20 protein-coding genes are annotated in these 22,666 nt (G+C 34.4%); 13 read left to right on the top strand and 7 right to left on the bottom strand.

The genetic code is table 11. The features are described 5' to 3' along the window. The 4 genes from NHE85_RS07530 to NHE85_RS07515 all read right to left on the bottom strand — a co-directional run. The coding region (locus NHE85_RS07530) for a choice-of-anchor J domain-containing protein (RefSeq protein ID WP_252811241.1) at positions 1–780 on the bottom strand (780 nt) is incomplete at its 3' end. A gap of 17 nt (positions 781–797) precedes the next feature. Beyond that, positions 798–6,290, bottom strand: a complete 5,493-nt coding sequence (locus NHE85_RS07525) for a hypothetical protein (protein ID WP_252811239.1) — start codon at positions 6,288–6,290, stop codon at positions 798–800. Beyond that, positions 6,287–6,886: a hypothetical protein gene (locus NHE85_RS07520; RefSeq protein ID WP_252811237.1), complete on the bottom strand. Its 600-nt coding sequence runs from the start codon at positions 6,884–6,886 to the stop codon at positions 6,287–6,289. The genes NHE85_RS07525 and NHE85_RS07520 overlap by 4 nt, the downstream gene beginning before the upstream one ends. Then, complete coding sequence (locus NHE85_RS07515; RefSeq protein ID WP_252811235.1) at positions 6,870–7,217, bottom strand: hypothetical protein; 348 nt, start codon at positions 7,215–7,217, stop codon at positions 6,870–6,872. The genes NHE85_RS07520 and NHE85_RS07515 overlap by 17 nt, the downstream gene beginning before the upstream one ends. Before the next feature lie 329 nt (positions 7,218–7,546). Between NHE85_RS07515 and NHE85_RS07510 the strand changes: the two genes are divergently transcribed. The 13 genes from NHE85_RS07510 to NHE85_RS07450 all read left to right on the top strand — a co-directional run bounded on the left by NHE85_RS07510 (position 7,547) and on the right by NHE85_RS07450 (position 18,858). After that, positions 7,547–8,278, top strand: a complete 732-nt coding sequence (locus tag NHE85_RS07510) for a toxin-antitoxin system YwqK family antitoxin (RefSeq protein ID WP_252811233.1) — start codon at positions 7,547–7,549, stop codon at positions 8,276–8,278. Continuing rightward, positions 8,271–9,476, top strand: coding sequence for a hypothetical protein (locus tag NHE85_RS07505; RefSeq protein ID WP_252811231.1), 1,206 nt, complete (start codon positions 8,271–8,273; stop codon positions 9,474–9,476). Before NHE85_RS07510 ends, NHE85_RS07505 begins: the two co-directional genes overlap by 8 nt. A gap of 16 nt (positions 9,477–9,492) precedes the next feature. Next, complete coding sequence (locus tag NHE85_RS07500; RefSeq protein WP_252811229.1) at positions 9,493–9,789, top strand: hypothetical protein; 297 nt, start codon at positions 9,493–9,495, stop codon at positions 9,787–9,789. Beyond that, entirely contained in the window at positions 9,782–10,267 is a 486-nt protein-coding gene (locus NHE85_RS07495) for a prepilin-type N-terminal cleavage/methylation domain-containing protein (protein WP_252811227.1), read from the top strand. The genes NHE85_RS07500 and NHE85_RS07495 overlap by 8 nt, the downstream gene beginning before the upstream one ends. After that, positions 10,267–11,403, top strand: a complete 1,137-nt coding sequence (locus NHE85_RS07490; RefSeq protein WP_252811226.1) for a type II secretion system F family protein — start codon at positions 10,267–10,269, stop codon at positions 11,401–11,403. Before NHE85_RS07495 ends, NHE85_RS07490 begins: the two co-directional genes overlap by 1 nt. Positions 11,404–11,486: 83 nt before the next feature. Beyond that, positions 11,487–11,921 (top strand): type IV pilin protein, encoded by a 435-nt coding sequence (locus tag NHE85_RS07485; RefSeq protein ID WP_252811225.1) that lies wholly within the window; start codon positions 11,487–11,489, stop codon positions 11,919–11,921. Next, positions 11,921–12,412 (top strand): hypothetical protein, encoded by a 492-nt coding sequence (locus NHE85_RS07480; protein ID WP_252811223.1) that lies wholly within the window; start codon positions 11,921–11,923, stop codon positions 12,410–12,412. The genes NHE85_RS07485 and NHE85_RS07480 overlap by 1 nt, the downstream gene beginning before the upstream one ends. Next, positions 12,409–13,809, top strand: a complete 1,401-nt coding sequence (locus NHE85_RS07475) for a GspE/PulE family protein (RefSeq protein WP_374676575.1) — start codon at positions 12,409–12,411, stop codon at positions 13,807–13,809. Before NHE85_RS07480 ends, NHE85_RS07475 begins: the two co-directional genes overlap by 4 nt. Before the next feature lie 7 nt (positions 13,810–13,816). Continuing rightward, on the top strand, positions 13,817–15,721 hold the full coding sequence (locus NHE85_RS07470) for a type II secretion system protein GspD (protein WP_252811219.1): 1,905 nt from the start codon (positions 13,817–13,819) through the stop codon (positions 15,719–15,721). Continuing rightward, complete coding sequence (locus tag NHE85_RS07465) at positions 15,721–16,905, top strand: hypothetical protein (protein WP_252811217.1); 1,185 nt, start codon at positions 15,721–15,723, stop codon at positions 16,903–16,905. The genes NHE85_RS07470 and NHE85_RS07465 overlap by 1 nt, the downstream gene beginning before the upstream one ends. Continuing rightward, positions 16,898–17,416 (top strand): hypothetical protein, encoded by a 519-nt coding sequence (locus tag NHE85_RS07460; protein ID WP_252811215.1) that lies wholly within the window; start codon positions 16,898–16,900, stop codon positions 17,414–17,416. Before NHE85_RS07465 ends, NHE85_RS07460 begins: the two co-directional genes overlap by 8 nt. After that, positions 17,400–18,362 (top strand): hypothetical protein, encoded by a 963-nt coding sequence (locus tag NHE85_RS07455; RefSeq protein WP_252811213.1) that lies wholly within the window; start codon positions 17,400–17,402, stop codon positions 18,360–18,362. Before NHE85_RS07460 ends, NHE85_RS07455 begins: the two co-directional genes overlap by 17 nt. Position 18,363: 1 nt before the next feature. After that, the gene (locus NHE85_RS07450) at positions 18,364–18,858 is read left to right on the top strand and encodes a hypothetical protein (protein WP_252811210.1); all 495 of its coding nucleotides are present in this window, start codon (positions 18,364–18,366) and stop codon (positions 18,856–18,858) included. A gap of 823 nt (positions 18,859–19,681) precedes the next feature. Here NHE85_RS07450 and NHE85_RS07445 read toward each other — a convergent pair. The 3 genes from NHE85_RS07445 to NHE85_RS07435 form a co-directional block, all read right to left on the bottom strand. After that, positions 19,682–20,185, bottom strand: coding sequence for an ATP-binding protein (locus NHE85_RS07445; RefSeq protein WP_252811208.1), 504 nt, complete (start codon positions 20,183–20,185; stop codon positions 19,682–19,684). Positions 20,186–20,260: 75 nt separating this feature from the next. Next, complete coding sequence (locus tag NHE85_RS07440) at positions 20,261–21,142, bottom strand: helix-turn-helix domain-containing protein (protein WP_252811206.1); 882 nt, start codon at positions 21,140–21,142, stop codon at positions 20,261–20,263. 35 nt (positions 21,143–21,177) lie between these two features. Continuing rightward, positions 21,178–22,665: a class I SAM-dependent DNA methyltransferase gene (locus NHE85_RS07435; RefSeq protein ID WP_252811205.1), complete on the bottom strand. Its 1,488-nt coding sequence runs from the start codon at positions 22,663–22,665 to the stop codon at positions 21,178–21,180. Position 22,666 lies beyond the last annotated feature (1 nt).

The following is a 22,666-nucleotide window of genomic DNA, read 5'->3' as shown; positions in this document are numbered from 1 at the left end:
GGGCTGTAAACCTGTGACAGTATAATAATTCTGATTAACTATCACACCCACGCCCGTAGGTGTAGCTGAATCAGGCTTGACCTCCACTTCAAACTGATTAACACCTCCGGGATTATCCCAAAGCAATTTAACAGAGTTTAATCCTGTCTCTGTAACTGAAAGGTTTAATGGATTTACACAGGTAGGCCCCACATATACATCATCTAACAACCACCTGTCCCCACCTCCTGCAGCACCCATCTTCACAAATGCAATATAAATATTGCCAGTATAGCCCGATAAGTTAATCACCTTTTCAGTATAAGCATCATACGGCCCCAGTTGTGGCTCAGTCCATGTTTGTAAAGTTGTAAAACTGCTTATAGTGGTTTGATCCGTTGTAGAGATCATTATCTTGTAAATACTTCCCTGATCGCCTGATATTACCTGCCTTGAGGAGAACTTAAGCTGGGCACCTGACATTCCCGTTATATTAATCGCAGGTGTGACTAGCCAATCTTCACTAATATTTGGCGTTGATAAATTTTCCTTATCAATGTAAGCTGAATAACCACCACTTTTCGACGGAGTCAGAGTAGATGTAGCTTTGACGCCCCAAATCAATGATCCTTTTGGGTTTAGAATTCGCCAGTTACCGCTAGCCCCTAATGTCCAAATAGCTGTCCCTCCGTCGGCAAGTGTTGTTGGCGCACTTCCAGCTGTTTCAAAACCTTCGCAAAGTTGTCCATATCCTGATATTTGCATCAGCGTAAAAAACAGTATAAGCCTGATTTTTTTCATATATTAAGCGCTTTTTATTAGGGATTAGTGGTTGCACAACGCACAATTTGTTTTCTTACTACCGCCCTAGTTTTAGGCGCAACTTTTAAGCTATTTGTACCGGTGTGTGAACGGGTGGAAGATATGCTCACCTTATTTTCTTTAAGTTCCTCTTTAAAGCTAAAATGAGAAGTCCCATTGCAGCTATTAAAGTCATAATCTTCGAAACCATCAAATGCGAGCTCACGATATCTTGTATTTGATGCTACCGCAACAGGAAACTTGAAGTTATATCCATACATGGCTGATGAATACCTGTTTAAAGCATCTCTGTTTTCTAACTCGAATCCGAAAGGGTTATATTGTGTAACCTCAGAAGCATATGTCCATTTTGCTAAATTAGCAGGAGTGTTCGGTTCCCACTTTTTAGTAGTACTACTGTAAACATAATAAGGAGCAAAATCATTATAAAAACCCGTTTTTCTTGGAGAAGCAGTTTCTGTTGAATTTCTTCCTGTCAGATAAGCATAAGACATTTTTGGGCGCCAGTTACCTTTTACATTATATATATATGGATTATATGCATTTAGTTTATTTGCACCCGAATTACTATAATCAAAAACAAGAGCTCCATTACTATCAAAGTTCATTTTAGGTAATCGGCACTCACACTGTGCAGCCCAAGTATCGCTGTAAACTACTGCAGATGTATTTACAATCCTGTATTGATCCCAAAGTGACGAACTGAATAAATTTGTAGCCAGAGTAGAGCCACTACCAATGGGATTAAGCATTGAAGTAACTGATGCCATTGAGGCCGATTGCATATTACGATAACCTGCTCTTATAACTGTAAAATCACCTTCATCCAGCACATCTGGCGAAACATAGAGCCCATCAGTAGTTATAAGGCCAAATTTAGCATCTTCTAAATTCACTACATAGGCTTTAAAAGCTCCATCGGGAGAAGTAATCCAAAGTTCATCTCCATCAATAAGATAATCCGATGCTTTATAATTGCTTGTAAAAAACTGATATTTGCCTTCAGTTCCCGTTACATGTTTAAGCTTCCAGGTCAACCCAAGATTTTTAGCACTTTCCCCCATCCCTTTATACGACCAATAAGCAGGAAAATTAAACGTATAATATTTATCATTATATTCATTTGCTGTTTCTGTGAGCAATACTTCTCCCGTTTCCGCATCCCAGGCAAGGTTCTTAGTAGTACTACTCGATCCAACATCAAATACCCGTTTGGCTCTTAAGATTCCTGAAGAGTGTATTACTTTAGTTGTTGTTGCCGTTTTTATACGGTTGTCATGTATAGAGTATGAAGGAAATGGTGTGGGAACCACTAAGGTCAACAGCGTAATTGGAAGAAAAGCAGTATTAATACTCAAACCTGCAGTTTCTGTAACTGAACTATTATCTCTGAAATCATTTATTACATCATAATCTACTCCTACCAGTTTTTTTGTAATATTCCCCTGTGCATCAATTGTAGTAACTTCATTGTCTAATTTACCAATATTGGGATTATAATCAGTATCTGTAAGTTTTTCTGTTTGATCATATATATATTCCACTCCTGAAATTTCGTCCTTTTGACCCTCCGCGTAGACTCGCTGACTTTTCATTTTCCCATCCATATCATTCGTATGCACGGAAAATCCCTGACTGAGAGTAAGATGATCCTTTACAGAAAGACTTAATAAACTTGTGAGAACATCTGACTTATCATAATGCGAGGTCATTGGAGTATAATCGGTAATTGTAGGATAATCGGCTGTGGTGAAGAATTCAGTTACCACGTAACCTGTAGCATGCTTTTTAACTTGTATTGGTGTACCGCTACCATTGGTACTGGTTCTCGGAAGATTTTTTACAGTTACTTTGCTATAAGTTACCTTTGGCGAAGGATAAAAAGATTCGCCTAAAGGCATTTCTATATAATTTCTACTTTCTGTCCCTAGCAACTTAGCCTCATCTTTTTTATCATAAAATGGCTGCACAAAAGGATTTTCTTTTGACCCCATAGGCTCATATGTAGCAACACCGGTAGAATATGCAGGTTTTGTGTCAGCTGGATTATCATCATCTTCATAGGAGTATTGCTGTCCATAGAACTGATGATAATCCTGATCGGCAGCATGATTAGTCATTACCTCCCAATTGTCATGCATTTTTATTTCTTTAACTCGACTTCCCCCACCAAATTTTTTCCCCGTAGGATTCATAAGCCTTACCCAGGATTTACCTGTCACAAATTTACTTGCAATCTGATTATCTTTCAGCTGTCTATTAGGGCTTTTCATAACTTCAAGTAAATTAGGAATAGCCCCAATGATTTCCATAACAATCTCTTCAAGATTATCTGTAGATTCATCGGTATGACCATCATACACATACCTTGATAAATTCTGCTTACCAAAGTTCCACCCTGCTTTAGAAATTGGATTTGTATAATCTGAAGATGAAAATCCGTCACCAATATTTACTAGTTTCACAGGAATAGAAGCATAGAACCCACCTGAAATTAAATTTGTTAACTTATAACTTCTTGAAGGATCAATTTTAAAATATCCTGAAACATAGTCATATTGTTCTGCATTTGAAGCTTTGGGAGACATATTAAGTAAGGCCTTGAAAAAAAGTTCCTCGTTTTGAAGATTTTTAATGTATTTATCCTTAAACTGAGTAGCATTCAAAACTGTTGTTTCTGGTATTTTTATATAAATACGGTCTGATACTGATGTTGAGGTAAACAATTGATTATTTGTAACACCAGCAAGAGTGGTTGGAGTAGCATCAGTCTCTTTACCAACACCTGTTATTTTAAACATTTGCATTGCTTCCTTATTTTGTACATACCTGTAATCGTCAGATTCAAATGTCAAATCAATATTTCCTCCTGAAGGCAGTTTTATTGATTTTAATAGCCATGCTCCTGAATATTTATCTGCAGTAACCTTATCCTGAATAACGTAGGGATCCTCCGCATTTGTAACATTTTGATTTACTCCACAGCCCGCTTCTGTATCATTTAGTTTATAATTGCCCCATACATCATACCCCTTTAAGCTATATGGCATGTTCTGATCACCCGAAGCATAGGTAAACGTATAAGGAGTATATTTGCCCATATTTGATTTTCCATATGTAAAATATATTTGGTATAGCGTAAGCTTCCCCCCTTCATTTGCAACTTCATTACCGGATGCGGCTCCTTTCAAATTATTTGGAACTCCGGGACACAAAGTGTATTTATACTTAAAATTAGCCACTTTTATAGGAGTAGCGTTCTCGCCCAAAGCATTATAGTCAGGCTTAGAGTATAGGGATATTTTATTGAGTTTATACATTCTTGAACTTGTAGAAGTTGTAGCTCCTCCATTTTCTCCATCTACACCATACCCATCTTTTCGTGCCGATATTTCAAAAATTGCTATATGGGTTTTAGTTTCTATTTTTTTAATATATAAAAGCTCTTTTTCACCATATATATAATTTCCTTTGTTATCCCCTGTGGCCGTTTTCAAACCTTCGTCATAATTAGCCTGATTTTTTTGATAAGGAACCCTCCACTTGTAAAGATTATCTGAAGCTGTTTTACTGTCATCATATACAAATTTTGTATATGAGCCTAAATCGTCATCTGTTGGGCCATCATTAGTCAAATCCGAATAATCTGACGACAATACACTTGTAAGCAAATAACTATGTGCATAAGCAGGAGTAGTGATACGATTAAAATATTCATCCTGCCCTTCTTTATTATTAACACTGTTTGAAATCCCCGGACTATAGGATACAAGACCGGAATTACAGTCCCCCATTCTTGATCCAATATTAAAGGTAGCCTCTTTTTTAGTAACATTGTAAGCAGCCCTGCCATATATATATTGTTCTCCACCTTCTTTGATCACCCTGACTTCTGAAGTATGATAGTCGTGCTTACCCCTTATAGAATAAGGACTAAACTGAGTATTATAACCAAATTTTTCTGCTTCTGCTCTGGTTAGTTTTTGTATAGACTGATTTCTTGCTAATCTTTTATCTCTTTTTAAAGGACCATTAATAGCAACAGTACTATTATCCTTTTTTCTAAAAGCCATATCAGTAGCTCTGGCAAATTTACCTCCTGTAATACCTACTTTAACAGGATCATAGTTACCCATATTATCTTTAAGTAAACTGTATTCACTATCAACATGAAATCCTCCAATATTTTTGAAAAATACTTTTTCATAATCAGGCCTGTTACCATTTTTTTTTTCTTCAAACCTACCAATCACAGGATTAGAACTTCTCCATGCCCCAGTACTACTTTTCGTAATAGAAATACTGGTATCTACACCGTAGTGAGCTCCACCTCCGACACCAATCTCGACACCAACTGTGCCTCCATTCGAAATGTCAACAATATTTTTATCATAAGCATAACCTACTTGTCCTTTATAAGGCCGGAATGTTCCGGAAACTCCCTGCCCCTGTATACTATAGAGATCATACGTGTTATTTCCTACCGGCAAAGTAGTTGTGAAAGTAGAAAAGGTCCTGTCCTTTTCCCTATTAAAGTCAAGAATATCTTTATCTGTTGCATTAAAAGAGTTTTCATAACCATATGCTTTTTCAGCCGCATACCTCTCCGAATCCATAATCCCCTGCTTCGTCCTGTAACCTGTAAATTTTATTCCAGGCTCAATACCCCAGAATTCAACTTCAGTATTCAAATTAAAAAGATAATTTGAAGAAATCATTCCGATTCGTTTTTGAGGCGTAAAAGTAGCATCTGGGAAAGAAAAACTACCTCCAGTACCCAACCTGTTTCTCGAATCACGCATTGTTACACCCTCAATTCCCCTTCGACTATTCCAGTTGGTACCAAAACCTACGGCATCATTTGTATACATCTTTACCTTCTCCGATAACGAAACACTCGGAGAAACGCTTAAGCCTTCTTTTGAATCAAGATTCATTCCTACACTCAGATTATTAGATATCTGATAACTCATACCTCCGGAAACTGCAAAGCCCAATCCATTATAATTATTATAGGTAACCCCCAACCCAACGCTATACTGCGCTTCTTTAAGACCAAAGGCAGTTCCAAACACATTAAAATTTGCACCTACAGTAATATTATCCTTCATGTGGTTTTCATAAACCATGCTATCGCCGTTAAAATCATCCGGTATACCTCTGAGCTGTCTTGCTATCTGACCTACATTTAGATCCCAGCCCAGTCCTACCCATGATGCTTCCTGATCCATTGTTATATTCGAATTATAGGCAAGATTTATGGGGTAACCTCCTACATCCATAATAGGAATATTATAATTAAAGTCACCGCTCGATAGATCGACCATATCTGAGGTCCCTATAGGTGTAAAAGAATTAAACTCGGGTTGCGCAGGCCCACCTGTCAGTGCATATGCAGTCATAGGCGTAACCATTTCCAATACAATCATCAATGCCAGATAGCAGGCAATAATTCTTGAAACTTTACTGGTTCTTATTTTCTTGATCATAATAAAATTCTGGTTGTTTTTTCTTGGAATTTAAACTTCAAAATACCTTTCTTGAAAAGATGGTCGTTATATACAAGCTGAATTTCATCTTGTGGTTTAATACCTTCAAAAAAGAGAAGGACTTTTTGATATGGCGCAATTTTAAAATTTCTTTCCATAGTTACTCCTGAACATCTAACAGTATCTTTTTTTGAGGTAACAACGAAAAAATCATTTGTAATTCCAAAAGACATATATTTGACACTCTCGTCATAATTAAGACCGGTGAAGTTCTCCTCAAGCAAATCTTTTTCATCATCCTGAATAAAATTGAATTCAATTACACGTTCACTTTGATTTGCTTTTTCAATGGAATCTACTTTAAAAAGGTTTTCTTTCCCTTCACTTTTTAAAATATAATACGATATTGGAACCTCGGTTGCCGTAAAATTTATATCATCAATTTTTTGGCTATGCTCCCTTGATTTCCATCCTGATTTTTCAAGACTAAAATAACGATATCGTATCGCTGAATCGTCTTCAACAACTTCTTTATTCTTACAACTTGCAAAAATTATAAGTACCACTGATAATATAAGGCTATTTATTACCCTCATACTTATCATTTATATACTTCAAAAAATCATTAGTCACATCATTATTTTCATCTCCATAAAGTACTGTCTCATTAGGCTGCATTCCCAAAACAATCCTATAGCCTTTTTCTTTAGAAAATCCAGGAGCATAACTGCGTATCCTTTGCCATATTTTAGAAGATTCTTCTTCTGAAAATTTTTGTGTAAATTCTTCCAGATTTTCTTTCTCAAAAATAAATCTTTTCATTATGCTTTCTTTTTCAGAAGTATATCTAGAATTTTCTAAAAGACTATATAAGCTATCAACGATCTGTTTTCGCTGGTTTAGTTCTTTCTCCCCGACTCTTTTCATATCAATACTCATTTGAAATTTTTCAAAAACTCTCATAGTATCCAGAAAAACGACATCATTCGTATTTTTAACGAGTATAATGCTATATAATATGGTAGTCAAAAAACAGAGAGGATAGACAATAAAGATTAGTATATTTTTGGCATTTTTCATCATAAAACATGAAAATAAAGTCTTGTTAATTTTTGACCAAATATACAATGTTAATTCTCTTAAAAAAATCTTAAATAAAAAATTTAATAATTTATTTAAAAAAATAGAAGAAGTTACTACACAACAATTTAAATAATAATATTAAATTCGCATCAAATATCACACTTGTTAAATAAATGTTACAAAGCTTACTAAATAAAAAAACTTTTTCTTTTAAAATTTGCTTATTATTAAGTGTATTCTTTCTCTTCTCTTTTTCAGAAACTTCATTAAAAAAGAGGATCTCTGATGCAGATTTCCGTTATGAGTTTTACACCACTGATAAAACACTTAGCCCAAAACCAGAAAGGCAATACTATTGGTTTAAAGGCGGTGCCATACACAATAGTGAATATGGACTGGCGGGCGAGCTTCTTCACAAAGATTTTTTTAAATTTTATCATAGCAATCAACTTGCAGAAACAGGAAAATACAACAATGGGCTTAAAGAGGGATATTGGAAAACATGGTTTAAAAATGGTGTTTTACAATCTAATACGTATTGGGATTCAGGACAGAAAGACGGTCGGTATTATGCCTATGACGAAACAGGATTTCTTATAGAACAAGGTAAATACAAAAACAATAAAAAACACGGCCGATGGGTAAATTACATTAGTAAGGACACCTTAAAATACCGTGATGGTAAGATTGTAGTAAAAAAAATAAAGGTTAAAAAGGTTAAAGACACTTTACATAATAATAGACAGGGATTCCTCAAAAGGCTTTTTATTAAAAAACAAAAAGATGAGAATGTAAATTCTGCCACCCCTGCTGTTAAAAAAAATAATTCCGGAACAGAAAAAAAACCTGGATTCTTTAAGAGATTATTTTCTAAAAAAGAAAAGAAACCTAAAACAAATGGTTAAAGCGCACAGCCTTATATACGCTATTTATGTATGCCTTATTGTTTCGCTTTTGTGCGGGGCATTATTGTATATCGCCAATATGTATAATCAGCTTAATATTTATTACACCACTCACGAAGAGCTTTATATTCAAAATCAGTCATTAGTAAATTATGCGCTGGCAAACACCGATAAAACATCTATAGAAACCGAAGATGAACAAACTGTTGGTTCGGCATACGAATTAAAACCCTACGGATTGCTTACTTTGCTACAGGCAAAATCATTTATCGCAAACGATACTGTTACCTCGGTTCATTTTGCTGCTGCCAAAACCAACGACAATACTTGCGTGTTCCTTACAAATCTTGACAGACCCCTTACCTATTCCGGTGATGTAAAATTAATTGGAGACAAGCAACTTCCTTCCGACTTTATTAACGCAATACATATTGATAATAAACCAAATAAACTTGAGAATAGAGGTAAAATAACAGCTTCAGCGAATTCAATGCCTGATATTTCGGAGAGTATAAAAAAATCTTTTGCACAACTTAACGGACTGAAAGTACTTTTAAAAGAATTACCACAAAACAAAGGAGTATATTACAATTCTTTTCTCAACCCAACACTGGAAATTAATCTGGAAGATCCTTCCCTTAATACTTCACTTAAAGGGAATATAATTATTCGCTCAAAAGATTCTATTGTTGTGAAAAGCAATGCGAATCTAAATGATGTTATACTTATTGCACCTAAAATAATATTTGAAGACAATTTTAAAGGCACTCTACAGGCATTTGCAACGCGGAAAATAAATGTTGGGACCAATGTAGAATTAGGCTATCCTTCTTCGCTATGTTTGAGCAATACTACATTAGAAAAAAGTAGTATTGTCATAAAAAACAACAGCAAAATTTATGGTGCAATAGTGCTTTATGGAAATGCCACAACAGATATATCTAAAAACAGTATAGACATAGAGAAAGAAGTTATTCTTGCTTGCGATATTTACTGTACCGGTGAATTAACTCTTAGAAGCAATGTTTACGGCACAGTATATACTAACAAATTTGTACACAAAACAGCTTCATCGGGATATGATAATTGTTTAGCCGATATTGAAATAAATCCGTCAAAACGTCCCGCTCATTTTGTTTCCATGCCTTTATTGTCTAATAATGATTCCAATTATGCAGCGATTAAAAAGGTTTTGTAACATAAAGGCAAATTCTTTGCTGGAATCAGTAGTGGCGCTGAGTATAATCTCTGTATGCCTTTATATTGCTATAATTATATATGCCGCAATATTTACCCCGAAAACTTCAGCACGATTTTACTATTCATTCAACAAAACTAATGAAGTGTTTTTTGCAATGCAACTGGCTCAGGATTCAGTGAGTGAGCGATACGACACTGATAATTGGGAAATAACCGATGAAACGCAGGGAGGCGTAAAAAAAATAACTGCAAACTACAAAGATAGTCTTCAGTCTTATCCTCAAAAAAGCTTTTATATACCTAATGAATAATCGGCACAACATACCCGCATTTACTATTATAGAAGCTATTGTAAGTATGGCTATTACGGCTATTATATTATCCATAATATTTGTAATTTTTAGTTTTACATCACAAAGACTTATGGATTTTAAAAAAGAAAATGAACATATAAATGAGCTGAACAGACTCTCATATTCCATAAACAAAAGCATTTTTGAAAGTGAAAAAATGCAAGGCGCAGACGAGGAAATACTTTTTGACACCTATAATGGAGATATTATACGTTACAGTATCTCAGAAGAATATTTTGTACGTTCACAGGGAGAGTTCACAGATACTTTTCACCTTACCTCAAAAAACATTCATTTCGAGGTTCTGGATAATAGTTTAAAGAACATTGCATATCAACGACTGCAATGGAATCTTGAGGTAGACGGAAAAACAATGAAACTTAATTTTTATAAGAAGCTTTATGCAACAGAGCTAATTAAACCCATAGATAAATAATGAGTTTAGATTTAAGCACCTATAAACCAAAAGATAAAGCTAGCACAGGATTAAATCTTAATAGCCAGGTACAATTTAAGAAAAAGTTTTCTGATAAGAAAAAGTTTTCTGATAAGAAAAAGGAAATATTTTACCGTGAGCTTGGTATGCTATTAAAATCAGGAGTAGATTTTAAAAAAGCTCTCGAAATACTTAATAAACAAAGTACTAATAAGCTTGAGAAAGAAATAATACAAGGCATTAAAGATAAAGTAATAGAAGGTAAAAGTATTTATGAGGCGATGATGCGTTCAGGGCATTTCTCGCCATATGAATACTATAGTGTGCAGATAGGCGAAGAAACGAAAAAACTTGAAGAGGTATTAGCTGAGTTACAGAAATTTTTTAACCGCAAGATACAAATGAGACGCCAGATTGTTTCTGTACTTACCTATCCATGCATTGTACTTGTAGTTACCTTTTTAGTACTGTACTTTATGCTTACAAAGGTAGTACCCATGTTTAGTTCTGTGTTCAGGCAATTTGGCAGTGAACTTCCGGTAAGTACGCAATATATTATTATGTTGTCAAATAACTCAGGAACTATATTTACAATTATTGGCGTAATAGTGATTCTGTTGACAGCAATGCACTTTTACCTGAAAAACACGGAAACCTATAAACGTTTCACATCTTTAATGATTCTAAAGACACCTTATTTTGGCAACCTCATAAGGAAAATATATATCTCGCGCTTTTGCCAGTCTATGAATCTTTTAATTACGTCTAAAACAACTCTAATAACATCTTTAACCTTAACCGGTAAAATGATTGGTTTTTACCCTATCCAGTCTTCTATTGAAAAGATAAAAGAGGATATTACAAGAGGAGCATCTTTGAGTGAAAGCCTTAGAAATCATTCTGTATATGAAGATAAGATGGTCTCGATGATAGAAGTTGCAGAACAGGTAAATCAGCTCGATGTTATGTTTGAAAGACTGAGTGAACAATACAACGAAGATATAAGTCACCAAACAAAAATGATAGGTGTAATACTTGAACCTATGATTATTATAGTTATAGGATTGGTAGTAGGTGTAATTATGATATCTATGTATGCCCCAATGTTCGATTTAAGTAAAATTATAAGTAAGTAAATACGTTCAAAGCATTAGATTTGCACTCTAAAAAAAATGAAGTTATTCTTAAGCTTTAGCCTAAAATGATAAATAAAACAACCATGAAATTAATTATTAGACGCTATTTTAAAATTGCTAAAAAAGCAACAGTAAAAGCATATTCATTAACCGAAATATTAATTGTGCTATGCATAATAGGCATACTATTACTCATGGTACTTCCTAATCAAACATCTGTAATCGGTCAGGCTAAAGCTATCGAGGCGCAGGCTATGCTAAACCAAGTGTATGGATTGCAGAAAAGTAACTTTTACCGCTTCTCAAAATATTCTTCAACATTGGAAGAACTTGGTTTTGAACAGGAACCCACAGTAGGAGAAGGTGGACAAGCCGTATATAAAATCGAGATCATTGAGTCTTCAAATGATTCATTCTTAGCAAGGGCAACCTCTGTTACAGACCTTGATGGCGATGGAAACTTTAATACATGGGAAATTGATCATAAAAAAATATTAACCGAAGTTGTAAAAGAATAATGGTAGTAGCTGCAATATTTGTTTGCCTTGGTGCTATTATATACCAAGATTTAAAGTACAGGCATTTACATGTGCTGTGGCCAATAATATTATTTGCAGCAGGAACATATATTGTTATGACAGGTAGTAATAAAGATAATGGCATTACCCTTATTGCAATTAATAGTGCTTTTTTACTCTTTACGTTCTTTGTGCTGATTGCTTACATGAGCTTAAAGAATAAGGCATTTATTAACCCCTTTAAAAACTATTTCGGTTTGGGAGATTTGCTGTTTTATCTTGCAATAACACCTTTTTTCCTTCTTACCAATTATATCTTGTTCTTTATATCTTCTATGGTTTTTTCAATAATTGTGTTTTTCATTTTTAAGAAAATAATCAATAAGGAAAACATACCTCTGGCTGGCTATGCATCTATACTACTGGTATTGTTCTTAGGGAAAGATCTGCTTTTTAATTACCCAGTCTATAACATTACTCAAATAATCTGATGAATATAATAGTTAACGAAGAAAATCTGCATCAGATCTCTAGTGATATGGCAAATCATTACAGGATATTGCCTAAAGAAAGTTCTGCAGACAGTATTGAACTTTATGTAGATGAAGAAACCGGTAATAATGAACTAAAAGACGAGCTTGAACTACTTTTAGGAAAAGAAATATCCTTTATATCAGTCTCAGGTTATGATATAGAAAAGGCACTTTCTGCCTATTATAGAAAAGAGAGAACATCCTCTTCAGGAAAATCTTTAAATATTGATAATGGAGATTTTCTGGATAACCTTATGGAAGAAGCCAAATCATTAAAAAGCAGTGATATTCATTTTGAAGTTTATGAAGAAGCTGCAAGAGTGCGCTTTAGGATAGATGGCCAACTTATAGAACGCTACAAAATAGAACGTGAAAATTATCTTGAACTTGTAAATAAAGTAAAAATAAGGTCTAAACTTAATATTACTGAAAAAAGGCTGCCTCAGGATGGCAGGATAAAAAATGACACATTTGATATAAGGGTATCCATACTCCCTACCCTTTTTGGCGAAAAGATAGTAATGAGGCTTTTGGGTCAGGACGCTTCTAATATAGACTTAAACACACTTGGTTTTCAGGAAGAAGAGCTTTACAACTATACAGAAGCCGTAAAAAAACCAAATGGTATCATACTTATTAGCGGACCAACAGGTTCCGGTAAAACAACAACTCTTTATGCTACATTAAGACTTTTAAACGACAGTAAACGAAATATCGTAACAGTAGAAGACCCTATTGAATATACTCTTAAAGGCATTAATCAGGTACAACTTAAAGAAGACATTGGCTTAACTTTTGCCTCTACTTTAAAATCGTTTCTAAGACAGGATCCCGACATTATTATGCTTGGGGAGATAAGGGATTCCGAAACAGCGCTGATGGCTATAAGAGCTTCTCTGACCGGTCACCTGGTACTTTCAACTATACACACCAATTCTGCATTGGGCACAATCTCCAGGCTTATTGATATGGGTGTGCCATCATACCTTATTGCAGAAACACTAAACCTATCCGTAGCTCAGCGATTGGTGAGAAAATTGTGTCCCGATTGCAAGAAAAAAGCTGGTTGTAGCAATGAAGATTTTCCTAAAAGCTACAAGATACCTTACGAGATAGATACTTTATATAAACCTGTAGGGTGCAACAGGTGTTTTCATACTGGCTACAAAGGCAGAAGGGCAATCTATGAAGTACTTAACATAGATTACAATATAGCAGTAGCAATTAAAAACAATAGTTTAAATAAACTGTTTACAGATAACAACCATAAAAGCTTGTCAGATAAAGCATTTGATATACTTGCCGAAGGAGAGACCTCCCTGGAAGAAATTTACTCAATTCTTATTAATATTTAAAAACGTGATGCTTAAAAAATTACTGCTTGTAATTATTCCTTTTGTAATTCTTACTCCGGCTTTAGCCCAACAGGATACCTCCCTGCTAATAGCAAAGTTTGATGAGTTATCTAAAACAAAACCCGGTATTAACGAGATAATAAAAACAGATGTATCAGGGCTAATACTTAACGATTTCATATCTACAATAGCCAGTGAACACCAACTTAATGTAAGTGTTGATGCTGACCTGAACCAAATCGTAAATAATAACTTTTTTGATGTTACCGTTAAAGATGTTTTTGTTTTCCTGGCAGAGAAGTATGACCTTGATGTAACTTTCATGAGTAATATCATTATATTTAAAAAGCGTAAAGAAATCACTATCATTCCTAAAAAATTACCAAAGGTAATAGATGTAGGCTACAATCAGGATAATGACTTCCTTACTATAAAACTTCAAAACGACTCACTACAATTTGTAGCGCAGGCAATTACAGACAAATCAGGCAAAAGCATAGTGCTGGCTCCTGATGTAAAAAACAGTCTTGTAACTTCATACATTCTTAATAGACCTTTTGACCAGGTTATTGAAATGATGGCAAAATCTAATGAGCTTATTGCCACCAAAGATGAAAATGGGTTTTATTACATTGAGAAAAATAGAGATCCCATTACTACATCAGAAAAAAGTACAGCTGCCAGAAAAATGAAAAAATCAGAATTTGGTGAGCCCGGCTATTTTGATATTTCTATAAACAAATCGGGATTGTTAACCATAAAGGCTAATGCAGCTGATGCAGCTGAGATAATAATAAATGCCGCTGAGCAGCTTAACCTTACCTATTTTCTATATAACACACCGGAAAATGAAAAAGCCACTCTTCTTGCAGATAATATATCTTTCGATGATTTACTGGAACATATATTTAAAGGAAAAAAATATACCTACAAAAAACAGGATAATTTTTATCTTATAGGAGAGCAGAGTACTGAAGGATTAAGAGCCACAGAAATTATTCAACTAGAAAACAGATCCATTGAATCTGTGCTATTATCACTTCCAAAAATATTTTTTGAAAAAGTAGAGATTAAAGAATTTGTAGAACTTAATGGTCTCATTGTATCGGGATCAAAAACAATAATAGAAGAATTAAAGTTATACATCAAACAGGTTGACAAAGTAGTACCTTTAGTGCAAATAGATGTTATGATCGTGCAGTATAATAAATCATATACTATACAAACCGGTATAACTGCAGGTCTTGACAAAAGTAAAGTAGCACAAACCAGCGGGGTACTATTCCCTTCGGGTGATATCAACCTAAATGCGACTTCTGTTAACAACCTGATTGATTCTTTTAATGGATTAGGAATATTAAAACTTGGCAAAGTGACTGAGGCCTTTTACATGAATATGAAATTTCTGGAAGACAATTCTATCATAAGAATTGAGTCTACTCCTAAAATTGCCACTCTAAGCGGACATGAGGCCAAACTTGCCATTGGTGAAACCAATTATTATTTTGAACAAAACAACCAACTATTAACCGGAAACATTAATAATAACGTACTACAATCCGGTACATGGAAATCTACAGATGCTAACCTAAGCGTTTCTATAAAACCTTATGTTTCTTCGGACGAAACCGTCACGCTTAATGTTTCAGTAGAAAAAAGTTCTTTCCTGGGCAGGGTTGGAGAAACTGCACCTCCTGGTAAAGCCACGCAACAATTCCAGTCGTTAGTTCGTGTAAAAAATAATGAAATGGTATTACTTGGTGGTCTTGATGAGCTACAAAAGGAAAATTCAGGTTCGGGGGTTCCATTGCTATCAAGAATACCAATATTGAAATGGTTATTTAGTGGCAGGAGAAAAGCAAAGAGCAATTCTAAACTACATATATTTATTAAGCCAACAGTAATTTATTAATGCTATCATTTTTATCTAAAATAATAAAATTCAACAACCTTATGTTGTTGGGCATATACAAAAAAGACGATGCCTTTACTTACTATACCCTTACGGTAAAGAAAAAAGGCAACACTCTTAGTATTGTATCGTCTGCAATATATGATGATCTTGAATCATTACTTAAAGATTCTAACACCAGACTACCTGTTGTATTACTTATAGATGGCAAAGGAGTATTGAATAAAAGAATAGATATTAAAAATGATGCAGATATTACCTGGAAAAAAAATGTAGATTTTACCTCTATATATTTTACTGAGGTTAAAACGCCTGACGCAGGCTTTATGAGCTTTTCCAGAAAGAAAAACATCGACGATATAATTTTGCAGATGCAGCAAAACAAACTTCAAATTGTCGATTTTTACTTAGGCCCGCTACTTTCTTCTCTACTTCAAAAGACCATAGCCAAACAAGAGATTGTTTCCGGAGATACTGTCCTATTGTTTGAAAATGATTCACTCTCAGAAATAAAAAAGCAGAATACTGAAGTTATTCAAAACTATACTTTTTCCGAAAGTATATTATCACAACATCATTTGCCACTTTATGGAGCTGCGCTACATTTTTTCCTTAAGTCTTCGCAGGTATCAAAAAATGAATCTGAAAGTATTACTACAGAAAATATTATTTACCAAAAAAGTTTCAATTATTTTGGTGTAGGCATGCTTGGAATATTTTTTATAGCACTTCTTACAAGTTATGTACTCATTCAGTATTATTTAGGTGAAAACGCCAAACTCAATGAACAGAATATATTTTCCTATCAAACCTATGAATATATAGTAAACTTGGAAAAGCAAAGGGAACAAAAGTTGGAAATATTAAATAAAACAGGACAGCTTTCAAAGAAATTTTTAAGTTTTTATGTATATGAACTGTCAAAATCAGCACCTTCAAGTATCAGCTTAACAAACCTGGAAATATTCCCTGTGCCTAAAGAAATAAAACCCAACGAAAAAGTAAACATAGTACCAAATCTAATAATGGTAAAAGGGTTTACCGGATCAGGTCCTTCTCTGGATAATTGGCTCAATGAGCTTAAAAAAATGAAATGGATAAAAAAATTTGAAATCGTTTCTATAAAAAAAGACAAGAAGAATATTCAGCAATTTGAGTTAAAAATACTATTGAACAATGTTTGAGAAATATTCCTATAAAACTAAATTTAAGGCTCTGCTCCTTGTGTTTTGCATGCTCACCTTTACAGCATACAAAAGATCTTTTAGCACCTTAAAAGATGTTATTCAGGAAAACCGTGAACTTTCAAAAAAAGAACAAACCTTAAAAGAAGGTACTAAAGATGTAAATCAATTATCATCAGAGATTGCAGCGATAGATAAGATAATAGGTAAAGAGAACATTAATAAAGAAAAGATACAACAGGATATAATAAGCTTTATAACAAGGTATCCCGTCTCCATATTCGATATGAGATCTATTCATGAGTTTTCCGATGATAGCCACACTATTTATACACACGAAATAGATGTAACAGGAAGTCTTAACCAACTTTTAACCCTTAGCTATGATTTCGAAAAAAAATTCAACTACTCACGAATGGTAAGTTTGAAATTTTATATCTCTAAAAAAGATACCAAATCAGATATTTTACATTTAAAAATGATATTCCAAAACTATGAAAACAATAAATAAATTATTACTCGCCGTTATTTTAGTAATAACATACAGTTGTGATGATATAATTGAAGAAGATATTACAGACAACAACATAACTGTTCAGTATCCTTTAAACGAACAGGAAATTGAAAGTAATGTAGTTAATTTTCAATGGGAAGAGCTTAAAGGCGCAGATGACTACCGTATACAAATATATGCGACAGGACAAAACGTTATGGTAGATACACTGGTAAATAAAGCAAATTTTACTTATAACCTTAACCCTGGTAAATATCAGTGGAGAGTCAGGGGTGAAAATTTTGCTTATCAAACACCATACTCGTTTCCTACTTCATTTACATTAATAGAAACTTCAGATCTCACTAATCAGCAGGTATTATTACTCTATCCTGATTCAGGCACCTATACAAAAAACTTATCCCCTACATTTTCTTGGACCAACGTTAGTGCTGCTACAAACTACAGTTATCAGTTGATAGATATCACAAATGGCAATTCTTTAATCCATGAAGAAAATTCACTAACCGGTACATCATTCAGCTTACCTACCGGTATAATTACGCAAGACGGACAATACACATGGAAAGTAAAAGCCCTCAACACTGAAAATGAAACTGAAACGCCATTTGCTTCAAGAAATTTCTATGTTGACACCACTGCCCCTAATGTCCCTTTAAACACTACTCCAGTAGATAATAAACAAACGCCCGTAAATGAAGAAGTAGATTTTTCATGGACAGTGGCAACAGATAGTGGTCCTGTTACTTCTTCAATATCATACTCAATACAAATTGCACAAGATCAAAATTTTGCTACGATAATTAATTCTGCTACTACTACAAACCCAACATATCAATATACCTTTACAATAGCAGGAAATTATTATTGGAGGGTAAAAGCCACTGATAAAGCCGGGAATGTGAGTACTTATAGTACCGCTTATAAAATAACTATACAATAAAATGAAAAAAAAAATAAATATACTATTGATAGTTGTGGTTGGTGGCTTATGGGGCACTGTGGGCTATCGGTTTATAAATAATTATTTTTTTAACAATACCGTGAATAATATTACTGTTGGTAAAACAGCATATACAACTAAACTTGTAACCCAGAGGGATACCTTTTTGCTGGAGAATATGAATAGAGATCCTTTTTTAAATAAAATGGTATCAGTAGCAACTACTGAAATTACCTCTAAAAGAAATACCGGCAATATTAAAAAACATACAACTTTTATGAAACCGGTTGCTATACCCAAATATTGGCCTGAAATACAGTATCATGGCTATATGAAGTCAGGCAAAAGCAATGAAGTGGCACTTTTAAAAATAAATGGTCAGCTGCTTAAATTGCATAAAGGGGAAAGCAAAGAAAATCTTACAATTCAAAATGTATATAAAGATTCTGTTGCTGTTGTTTTTAATAGAGAAAAGAAAGTTTTTAAACGTATCTGATTGCAATTCAGTAAACAATAATCAGAAACGATTAAAAGGTCGAAATTAGGAAAATTGTGGTCAGTGCACAATTCAAACCTGGTAAAATGAGAAGTAATCTATACAAGTAGGAACTTGACACGGATTGGAACGCTAAAAGTACATGCCTATAAAAGGGAGTGAAGAAGCTGGCAATTGCAAAATGCCATAAAATTGCCAAAAAAGTTAATAGCAATTTAGTAATTAAGATGTGACACATAGATTGGAACCAAAAAAATAAGGTGCTAATCCGCACCCTATTATAAGTATTTATTTAATCTTTGCCATGTATTTGCCACAGTCATATATTTACCTGTTAACCACACCTTAATATCTAGGCATATGGTGCTCGTAGAAGTTATTAGAAGATTAAAAAATACAAATATTTGGTCTTATATAATATTTTCTTCGAGGCCTTCAATCAATTAAAAACATATTGAAAATAAAGGCTTTATATAAAATTTCCGAATCTCAGTCAAATAAAAATCAATTCATTTACAACGATTGTTGCAACAGTTGTTGCAAGCTGAAAGTAATTGCCTATCAATAAATAATCACCTTAAAAACAAGCATTTATGCAGTTTTTCCGAATTCCAGTCAAATAAACTATTCCATTCACCAACGAATGTTGCAATGGTTGCTCAAGTAGAAAAGCAACCACAATCAAACACTAAGTAACTGAAATACAATTACTTATTTCAAATTTCCGAATCCCAGTCAAATAAAAATTATGCATTGTAACAAGCATTGTAACGGTATAGGTATAGCCACTTAATGATACAGTCAAATAAAAAACGTCAAGCTATTAAGCCCAATATGGTAAATAGATTGTAAATTTCTTGGAACCATTTTCTGGATCTTTTTGTTTAATCCGACCTGTATCGATAGCGTCTTTAATCAATCTGGATATTTGGGATGCTTGCTTATCATGCATTCCGAAGCGTTGGCGTAATGAGGCATTTGTCATACCCTCGTTTCCAAAATATTGAATAACACTATGCTGGTAACACGCCTCAATTCGCTCTTGTACACTCATGTCTGCAAACTTCTTAGGACTATACATTATTACCTTAAAAGAATTCTCTGTTTCTTGAAACTTCAGTGGAGGTAACCCATATAATTCAATGGCTCTTACAGCTTTTTCAAATCCAGATCCTCTTTCCTCACAAATATTATATCTTCTAAATGCAGCTGCAAGTACTTCATTTCTTGATTCGGGTGTTGTCCGTATTAAGCGGTCAATTTTCTTCGTTGGTAATAGTTTACCCGGATTGCTAATTTCAATTCTATCTTCAAAAATTTCAATCATCGGCCCGCTGCCCCTAATTGTAAAATCTTGGTGTATTAAGGCATTTGCAATTAATTCACGAAGGGCTATTTCAGGTTAAACAGACGTTTCCTCACGCAAAGCATGTTTTATAACTTCACTTCCAGGCAGTAGACTTTTTACAAATTGAATTAGTCCTTCAAATCCAATCGCATACCCTTTTGAGCCTGGGTATTCTTTACTCCCTCCTGATTTATTTTTGCCTTCATACTTTATAACCCTAATTGATTTGCGAGCCAAGCCATCAAATTCATTCAGATTCTGAGCCGCAGCCAGCGCACCAAAATTGGTAATGTAATATCCATTACCATCAACTTCAACGGTCATTTTTTCTCCAGATAACCATTTCATTATTTCTTCGCCCGTTGATGGAATTGGAACTTTTAATAACCTATAAATAGTTGCATAATCAAGAAGTGTCATTACTTCAATTTGATTTTTGAGTGTAGAAGCATGGAGCTCTTCAAAAACCGGAACTTTACTATTTAGCATCAATCCACCTATTTCTTGTCTTGATGCCTTTCTGGTTGTGCCCCCACTTCTAATAAAACTATGTTCAATAGTTTTATGTGCCAAATGAACAGGTTTAACAGCGCTTTCTTTGATATGAATAAATAGTAGTTGAACTCCCTCGTATTCTTCAATAGAATGATCGATACTTACTAATGGGTCTACACCGTCACGACACAGACTAGACAATTTCTCTACAATAGAATCAGCCTCTTTCTTTTCTATACCTTTAGGTTTTGCAGTTTTATCTTCAACACCAAACACTAGGTAGCCACCTCCCGGCAAATTTGAAAACGCACAAATATGCTGGCAAAGCTTATCATTTTTAGGGGATAAGTTTTCCTTCCAATCCAATTCATTAAGTTCCTGAGGAACTTTTCCCAAACTATGCGCTAAATACTCTTTTGCTTTATTTACCCAAGCCTTCATCAACTCTGATTTACAACAAATTTACTATTATAAATTTAATTTTGCTTCCCTAACGAAGCTATGATGGTTTTAAAACTCTCTAAGCCGGATTCTATATTCTCCACTATTTCTAAAGCCAATACGTCGGGGTCAGGAAGGTTGTCAAGATCGGCCAATGATTTATCTTTTAGCCAACTTATATCCAAAGATGTTTTGTCGCGAGCAATTATTTCATCATAAGTAAATTTTCTCCAACGTCCGTCAGGATTTACGTCACTATACGTCTCTTCCCTCTTATGTATATTACCGGGCTTGTAACAGTCAATAAAATCTTGTAAATCTTCCAGCTTTAAAGGATTCTTCTTTAGGGTATGGTGAATGTTTGTCCTATAATCATAAATCCATGTTTCTTTAGTCCATGGATCCTTACTTGATGGGCGGCCATCAAAAAACAAGACATTAGCCTTTACTCCATTTGCGTAAAATATTCCCGTAGGAAGCCTTAAAATGGTATGTAGGTTTGTTGTTTCTAACAGTTTCTTGCGCACAGTTTCACCAACACCACCTTCGAATAATACATTGTCCGGCAATACAACTGCAGCTTCACCAGTAGTTTTAAGCATTGTTTTTATCTGCTGCACAAAGTTCAATTGCTTATTACTGGTTGTAACCCAAAAGTCCTGACGATTATAAGTAAGATCATCTTTTTCTTGTTCTCCTGCTTCATTGGTGAAAGTCATACTGCTCTTTTTGCCAAAAGGAGGGTTAGCCAAAATGTAATCAAATCGCTCTCCAGAATCAGCAATTAGTGAATCATTAGGAGAGATAAGATTATCAGAGTCTATGTCTCCTATGTTATGGAGAAATAAATTCATCAGAGCAAGTCTGCGTGTACTTGCTACAATTTCATTACCTCTAAAGGTTTTGTATTTTAAAAACTCACGTTCCTCCTTGTCTAATTGGTTTTGACCTTCAATCCAGTCATAAGCAGCAAGAAAAAAACCTCCTGTACCGCATGCAGGATCTGCAATTGTCTTCATTGGCTTAGGCTGAACACATTCAACCATAGCCTGAATAAGTGGGCGAGGGGTAAAGTACTGCCCAGCACCACTCTTAGTGTCTTCGGCATTTTTCTCTAAAAGCCCTTCGTAGATGTCGCCTTTATCTTTAACGCCCATCATCACCCAACTTTCTGCGTTGATCATCATGATAAGCTTATATAGCTTGGCAGGGTCCTGTATTTTGTTTTGGCTCTTGGTAAATATTTGACCAAGTACTGCCTTTTGTTGCCCTAGTTCCCTAAGAAGTAATGTATAATGCCCTTCTAATTCACTACCGCTTTTATTTAAAAGGCTTTCCCAATTATATTCTTCAGGGATATTAAGTTTACGGTTATGTGGTGGCAGGCTATATTCATGAGCCATTTTTAGGAAAAGCAAATAAGTAAGTTGCTCCAAATAATCGCCATAACCCACACCATCATCCCGTAGGGTTTGGCAAAATGCCCATACTTTACTTACTATTGCTGAATTATTGTTGCTCATT

The organism is Flavobacterium sp. NRK1 (genome assembly GCF_024054175.1).
Classification (GTDB): Bacteria; Bacteroidota; Bacteroidia; order Flavobacteriales; family Flavobacteriaceae; genus Flavobacterium.
This window is presented reverse-complemented; position numbering and strand designations above follow the sequence as displayed.